The following is a 7,118-nucleotide window of genomic DNA, read 5'->3' on the forward strand; positions in this document are numbered from 1 at the left end:
ACACCCTCCCCTGCTCCCCGTCATCCGATGCCGAACAGCCGCATCACGGCGTAGAGAGCCGTCAGGCCAAGGACGCTGATGATCAGGAAAGTGAGGATCACCGAGGCGTGCTGGTCCGGCTGGGACCGCCCGTTCCCCCCGAACGACTTCGGCGGCTCCCCCGGCTGTTGCTGAGGCGAAGGGAACTCCTCGGTCTTCGCCGAGGCGTTCGCATCGTCGGCACGCCATCGGCCCAGGCTTCGTCTGACCAGCTCCCACCATCCGTTTCGGCGATGGCGTCCACCGGGCCGCTTCTGCACCGGCTCTGGGACAGCGGGCAGCGCGGGGAGCCCGGGGCCCGCGGGAGGCACGGGGATCGTGGGAGCCGCGGGAACCGGTTCCCTGAGCGCGGCGAGTTCGTCCTTGGTCTTCCGCTTGAGCTTGGACTCCTCGATCGGGTCTGACACGACGAGCTCGGAAAGCACGTCGAAGGTCCCGGGCCGCCCGTAGAACTTCGCCGCGGCGGCTTGGAGGACACCCCATAGGGGGATGTGCCGAGACCAGTGTTTGAGGATCTCCGTGAGGGCCTCCGGGGTGGGGTCACCTCCGTACGCAGCCATGAGGAGCTGGTAGAGCACGTCGTACTGCTGCTGCTCATCGTCGAAAGTCTGGGCCAGCACGGGTATGAGCAATCCCTCGGCCCGCAGGCAGCCGGCGAGTTCCGATCCCCAGCGGTGGGTGCACAGGAAGTCGCAGACGATGACCAATGTGTCCGCGGGCAAGAGACCCCGGCCCGCCAGCTCGACCAGCTCCGGGGTCGAAAGGTTCGTGGCCGTCCGGTGAACGATGTCGGCCCGCTGCCCTTCGCTGAACACCAGAAGGAAGGCCCGGGAGCGAGACCGCAGCACCTCTCGCAGAGGTGGATGAAGGTCGCCGGCCAGGTCCCTGATCTGTTCGAGTTGCGTCGGCTCGACCCGTGGACCGAACGCGCAATGGAGCAGGACCTGGAACAACCTGAACTGATGTTCCCGAGCGACGCGGTCGGCGGCGAGAAGGCGATTGTCCCTGATGATGGCCTGGAGGGCGGGACGCTCCTCCGCGGCCGGGTCGAAGGTCTCCAGGCGCTGCACGAGATCGTCGACGCGCCCGCCCTCCCGGCGCTCAAGGGCGCCTCCCAGTTCGACGAGCAGATCCGCCGCGCTCCGCTCCGGCCGGTCGGCGTCGAGCGCACGCGTCGGATCTCCGCCCTTCGGGCCTTTCAGGGCGGGAGGCCCCGCTTCCAGGATGGCGGCGAACCTCGGAAGGTCCAGTTCCCTGAACCTCATCTCGCGGGTCTCCAGGGAGAGCCGCAAGATGAGGTCCGCCAAGTGCCCCCGGTGGCCGCTGAGCAGCTCGAAGTAATGGCGGGCGCGGGAGGCGGCGGGATCGGTCGGAAACTCGGTTCGCTGCTTCCAGACGACGCTGAACACCTCCGGGGGCGCCGCCTCGGCGAAGTAGAGCCGGAACTTGTGGTCGGCCGTGCTGCTCGTCCAGGTCGCCGCCGCGAAATTCCGGCGCATGCCGTACGGCAGCAGCGCGGCCACCGCGTCGAGGTAGCGCAGCCGTGCGAGCATGGGGACGTCTGCCGCCCTGACCACGCAGACCGGCTTGTTGGTCAGCACCAGGGCGCAGGTGCGCATGGTGTGGTCGTCGACCTGCTCGGCGAGGAACGCCGGATCGAGCGCCGGCAACTTCGCGCTGATCACCTCGTCGGACGGCGGATGCTCGTACTCGGCGAAGTAGCCGCAGATCCCTTCGTACGAGACGGGAACCCGCGTGAGAGGTTCGAAGGGGATGGCGTAGAAACGCGTCTCGACGGAGGGACGGCCGGCCCAGTCGACCACCCCGGGGCCCTGGATGGCCAGCCCGAGATAGGTGTCCGGGCCGTCGCGGAACCGGCTGATCACTACTTCGCAGGGCGAATCCGGCCGTGCCGCCATCGCGTATCCGGTCACGACCGCCTCGAAGTCCTCGACGCCCAGCCGCCCGTCGCTGCACCGGAGGATCTTGTACTTCTCGCCGCCCGGCTCCTTGCCCCACACCGCCCACTCGACGGCGACGTTCACCACCGCGGCCTTCGCCCTTCTCATCGCCGGCTCCGATCCTGTGCCGCCAGTTCCTGGGCGAGCCAGGTCACCGGTTCGGTGACGTTGATGGGGTACACCGGGCCCCGGATCTTCATTTGCGTGGGATTGTCGGGGTCCGGAATCAGGTTCTGCACGTCGTCCGGGTCGAAGAGGCGGAATTCCGGATCGACGTAGAAACCGATCGAGGAGGTGACGTAGTAGCGCACCCGATCCTCGTGGAAGAACTGCTTGATCATGTTGAGGACGAGTTCGGCGTTCCCCGACCGGGAGACCTCGCACAACCACCGGAACAAGGCTCGCGCGTCGTCATCGCCGACCCGCGGGAAGCCCAGGAGCCCCTCGGTGTCGGGTGTCACCAGCCTTAGTTTCTCGGCCGTCTCCAGGACGCGCACATCGTCGAACTTGGTGATGCAGACCGCGAGATAGTGGGGCAGGCTGCCGTCCGAGAACTCGCCGGCGTCGACCATGCGATGGGCGATCCGGAGGAGCACGCCGTAGAGATAGTCGAACGAGTTGCCCTTGACGAACTCCCACACCGGGTCGAAGAGGTAGATGATGCCGCGGCTCTTCACCAGGCGCTCGACGAGATCCTCGCTGGCCGCGTTCAGTGCGTAGACCTCCCCGGTCGGATCGCGGAGGTCGAGCCCGATCTGCACGGCCTCTGGACCAGGGCCGCCCCAAGGCCGTCGCCGTCTGCGGCCGGGCGCCGCCCCGACCAGGTTCCAGCGGTAACGCTCGATGCCCTGAGTCGGCTGGGGGAACTTCCGCTGCCCGGCCAGGTCGGTGGCCAGTTTGATCAGCGCGTCGGTCGACGGGACGTCGCTGCCCACCAGCTTCCATCCCTGGTCCTGGCGGCTGAGGGCGATGCTGAGGGCGCCGAGGAACGTCGTCTTCCCGCTGCCCGGTGTTCCCCACATCGCTATGTTGTGCCCGAGCTGCTGCCGGGCCGTCTCCTGGGGGTTCATCGTGCGCTCTCCGCTCGGCGAATCCGGGGCCGCGGCTCCGGCGCTCCCGTCCCGTTCACCGGGGTTCCAGCAACGGAAGGGGCACGTGCCGCCCCTTCATCGGGAGGAGTTCGAGGGCGGCGCCGAGTTCGGCGACGTCCAGGTCGTCCAGGTCGTCCAGGTCGGCTGGTGGGCCGCCGCCGAGTTCGTGCCAGGCGGAGTCGTCCGCGTGCGCCGTCTGAACGGCGCGGTCGTGGACCGCCGCCAGGACGATGTCGCCCCTGCGGCGCAGCCTCCGCAGCTCGACCCGCCAGTCCCTGCGGCGGGGACACGGCAGCACTTGGGAGACGTCCGAACGCGGCGGGCAGGGCGGCCGGGCGCCCACGAGGAGCAGGGCCGAACGTCCGGGCACGGGGGACGCCTCCAGCCGGTCGGCGACCTCCGCCAGCACGCATTCGATCCGGGCGGCGCTCGGATACCCCTCGGACGCGGGCCCTCCCCCGGCGAGCCCGCGCAGCGCGGCCAGCACCCGGCTCGGCTCTTCCGCCCAGGCGTCGAACCTGATCGGAACGTCCTTCCCGTTTCGGTGATGGGCGTGCGGCCCGTAAGAGAGCAAGGTGACCTTCAGCCCTCCGACGAGTTCGGCGGCGGTCTTCTCGACCATCCGCGCGGCGGTCGCCAGCCGCCGCTCGACGCGGTCGGCCGGGCCGCTGATCTCCACGGCGCAGATCAGATGGCCGACGATGGTGGCACGGTCGAGCCGTTCCGGGATCGCGGACACGATCGCCGACCAGGCGCGTCGCTCCGGCCCGAAGGCCGCCCCCTCGGGAAGCCCGCCGAAGTGGACCAGGCCGGGTCGGCGCAGTTCGGCGGTGAGGTCGTACACCCCGGGAGGAAGCTTGATCGCCTGCGCGGAGACGAGTTGGAACCGGGTGTCCCGGGAGTAGGCGGCCACCGCGAACACAGTGCCCCGGGCGTCGCTCGGCAGGCAGCGCACCCTGACGTGGCCGGTGTCGCCGCGCCGCGCCCCGATCGGGAAGAGCTGGCAGCCGACGAGTTCCAGCCGGCCCGCGGCGCGACGGCGCAGCGCGACCAGCTCGTAGAAGCGCGTCAGCGGCTGCCGTGCGATGACCTTGAGCAGCATGCGGTCGACCGGGTGCTCGCCGGTGAACGCCGCTGCTCGCGGGTAGCGGCGGCCGAGCCGCTCCAGCACCTTGTCTCCGCGATCTCCCCGCGAGTTGGTGCTGACCAGCAGCGGAGGAATCCGCGTGGCGGGTCCGACGGCGTCGACGATGGCCTGGTCGGCGGCGGCGTCGTCGGACGGCAGCGCGCTCCAAGGCGTGGTCCAGCGCAGCTCGCCGCGCGGGGTGCCGGCCTCGTCCCGGTAGAGCTCCCACACCCCGACGCCGTCCTGGCCGAGGTCGACGACGGTGAGCCAGCGGCTCCCGCCGAGCTCGGTCACCGCGGCGGAGAGGACTTCGCGTAGCTCGCGGGAATCCCTCGACACCCCCGGCCCTCCCTCAACCTCAAGATCGCGGCCGCGAGCGACCAGAAGTGTGCGCCTCCCGAATTCGATCTACATTGCACCGAAGATCGAATTCCGCTGATCCGAGCTCCGGATCAACTCGCCAACTCTGTACCATTATCATCGATCTTTCTGTGTCACCTGACACTACCGACCCGGATAGGCCACATGGGGTCACATAACCGGATCAGTTTGGGTTTGGGAGCCGATCTTCCCCTATGCTGGCCCCACTTGTGCCCTTCGGACGCCGGCAGCCGCGGGGCAGCACTTACATTTCTGAGAGGGGAGCGCATGAGGGACTTTCTGGTTTCCCTGTCGGGAGCCAGGCCGGACGTCCTCAAGCAGTGCCCCTCCGATCGAGTCAAATTCGAGGGCGTCGGCGGTGCCGTGCTCACCACGAGCGTGCTGGCGACGCTCTCCATGTGGTTCGCGCTGAACTCCGCCGTCGGGGTCCACCCGCTCCTGGCCGTCCCGGTCGCACTCGTCTGGGGCCTCATCATCATGAGCCTGGACCGCTGGCTGGTCAGCACGATCCCGGCGGAGGGCGCCCGGCGCTGGAAGCTGGCCGCGCCGCGGCTGGTGATGGCGCTGCTGCTCGGCGCCGTGATCTCGACCCCGCTGGTGTTACAGATATTCCATGCCGAGATCGACGCGCAGATCGTCGAGATCAGACAACGCCGCGCCGACACCTTTCTGCGCGGCCAGGAGCGCAGCTCCGTGGGCCAGCAGGTGGCCGCATGGCGAAAGACCGTCACGGACCTGCAACGGGTGGTCTCCTCCAACGGGGACGTGCCCCTCGACCCGTCCGCCGATCCGCGGATCAGGGGTCTTACCGGTCAGCGGGACGCCGCGCAGCGGCAGGCCGACACGAGCTACCGCAAATGGCAATGCCAGCTCTACGGCGGCGAAGGCTGCACCCGCAAAGGCGACGGGCCGCTCGCCCGCGCGAGCCAGGAGGACTACCGCAAGGCCCGGGCGCAGGTCGACGCCCTCAATTCCCAGATCGAGCAGCGCAAGCGGCAGCTCACCCGCGACGACGACGGCGCGAAACGGGCCCGGCTCGACCAGGCCCGTACGGAGCTGCCGAAGGCACAGGCGCAGTTGGACGCGGCGAACCGCCGGCAGAACGACCTGCAGCAGAGCTTCGACGCGCGGAACGAGGCCAACAAGGGCCTGCTCCTCAGACTGCAGGCGCTCAACGAGGTCTCCGGCCGTGACTCCACGTTGCAGACGGCCCAGTTCCTGCTGTTCCTGCTGTTCCTGATGATCGAATGCCTGCCCGTCGCGGTGAAGCTGATGATGCGGCCGGGCAACTACGAGAAGATCCTCAAGCTCGTCGCCGACCAGGAGATATGGGAGGCGCGCGGCGCCTACGGAGCCAGGTACCCGCGGTCCGGGCCCGCTCCCGACCAGGCCGCCGCCCCCGACCAGGCCACGGCCCCTGACTCCGGCATCCGCGACATCTGGTACAACCAGGAGTCGCTGTCGGCGCAGGACCCGTTCGCCTCCCGCGCCCCCGCTCCCCGCTCGGAGCCGGCCGAGGCGATGGCCGACCCGGCATCCGGGCTCGAAGCCGCCGCCTTCAACGGCGAATCCCACTCGATCGACGACGCGGCGCTGCGCGGAATGAAGGACACGCGCACTTCGCAGATCCCGGAACCGCCGGAACGGCAGAACAAGATCCAGTTGTACGACGAAGACGACGACTTCTTCTGAGGCGCACGTGCGTGACCGGGTGCTGAGCGAGCGTTATCGGCTGCTGGCGTCGCTGGGGCGCGGCGGCATGGGCAGCGTCTGGCTGGCCGAGGACCTCGTCCTGCGTCGCCGTGTCGCGCTGAAGGAGCTGATCAACGACCGCGGCGCCCAGCACCTCGACCAGGGCCGGAAGCGCGTCGTCCGGGAGGCTCGCGCGCTGGCCCGGCTGGACCATCCCTCGATCGTCAGCGTCTACGACGTCTTCGTGGAGGAGGGCGACCCGTGGATCGTGATGGAGTACGTCCGCGGCCGATCCCTCGCCGAGCTCATCGACGACGGCCCGCTGGACGAGCGCAGCACCGCCCGGATCGGGCTCCGGGTCCTCAGCGCCCTCGAAGCGGCCCACCGCGCCGACGTGCTGCACCGTGACGTCAAGCCGGCCAACATCATCGTGACCGACGCCGGCAAGGTCTTCCTCGTGGACTTCGGCGTCGCGCATGTCAGTGGAGCGACCTCGGTCACGGCCGGTCACGCCGTGCTGGGCACCCTTGAGTTCCTCGCGCCGGAGCGGCTCGTCGGCGACGACGCCGGTCCCCCCGCCGACCTGTGGTCGCTCGGCGTGACCCTCTACTGCGCCCTGGAGGGGCACACCCCGTTCAAGCGATCCGGCGACCGGCATGTCGCGGCCACGATGTGGGCGATCATGAATGTCACGCCCGCACCGCCGCACGCCGCCCCGGAACTGGCCGATGCCATCATGGGCCTCCTCAACCGCGACCCGGCCGGCCGTCTGCGCGCCGGCGCCCTGGCCTCGATCCTGCGTTCCGTCGCCGCGCCCACCCCCGCCCG

The 7,118-nt window shown here is 69.5% G+C and carries 5 protein-coding genes; 2 read left to right on the forward strand and 3 right to left on the reverse strand.

The window, feature by feature from the left end:
- Positions 1 to 20: 20 nt before the first annotated feature.
- The 3 genes from ETD83_RS05635 to ETD83_RS05645 are packed head-to-tail and all read right to left on the reverse strand — an operon-like array spanning position 21 to position 4,556.
- Positions 21 to 2,108, reverse strand: coding sequence for a hypothetical protein (locus tag ETD83_RS05635; RefSeq protein WP_138643973.1), 2,088 nt, complete (start codon positions 2,106 to 2,108; stop codon positions 21 to 23).
- Positions 2,105 to 3,070 (reverse strand): hypothetical protein, encoded by a 966-nt coding sequence (locus ETD83_RS05640; protein WP_138643974.1) that lies wholly within the window; start codon positions 3,068 to 3,070, stop codon positions 2,105 to 2,107. The genes ETD83_RS05635 and ETD83_RS05640 overlap by 4 nt, the downstream gene beginning before the upstream one ends.
- Before the next feature lie 55 nt (positions 3,071 to 3,125).
- Entirely contained in the window at positions 3,126 to 4,556 is a 1,431-nt protein-coding gene (locus tag ETD83_RS05645; protein ID WP_138643975.1) for a hypothetical protein, read from the reverse strand.
- 309 nt (positions 4,557 to 4,865) lie between these two features.
- Here ETD83_RS05645 and ETD83_RS05650 point away from each other — a divergent pair, with 309 nt between their 5' ends.
- Both ETD83_RS05650 and ETD83_RS05655 read left to right on the forward strand, forming a co-directional pair.
- A complete protein-coding gene (locus ETD83_RS05650) occupies positions 4,866 to 6,290 on the forward strand; it encodes a DUF4407 domain-containing protein (protein ID WP_171064035.1) in 1,425 nt (474 codons plus the stop codon).
- 7 nt (positions 6,291 to 6,297) lie between these two features.
- Positions 6,298 to 7,118: serine/threonine-protein kinase (locus ETD83_RS05655; protein WP_138643977.1), on the forward strand; the 821-nt coding region annotated here is incomplete at its 3' end.

Origin of the sequence: Actinomadura soli (assembly GCF_005889715.1) — a bacterium.
Taxonomy (GTDB): Bacteria; Actinomycetota; Actinomycetes; order Streptosporangiales; family Streptosporangiaceae; genus Spirillospora; species Spirillospora soli.

Bases quoted from the DNA above. Each gene is read 5' to 3' on its own strand.
- ETD83_RS05635 (WP_138643973.1), bottom strand. From the start codon at position 2,108: ATGAGAAGGGCGAAGGCCGCGGTGGTGAACGTCGCCGTCGAGTGGGCG.
- ETD83_RS05640 (WP_138643974.1), bottom strand. From the start codon at position 3,070: ATGAACCCCCAGGAGACGGCCCGGCAGCAGCTCGGGCACAACATAGCG.
- ETD83_RS05650 (WP_171064035.1), top strand. From the start codon at position 4,866: ATGAGGGACTTTCTGGTTTCCCTGTCGGGAGCCAGGCCGGACGTCCTC.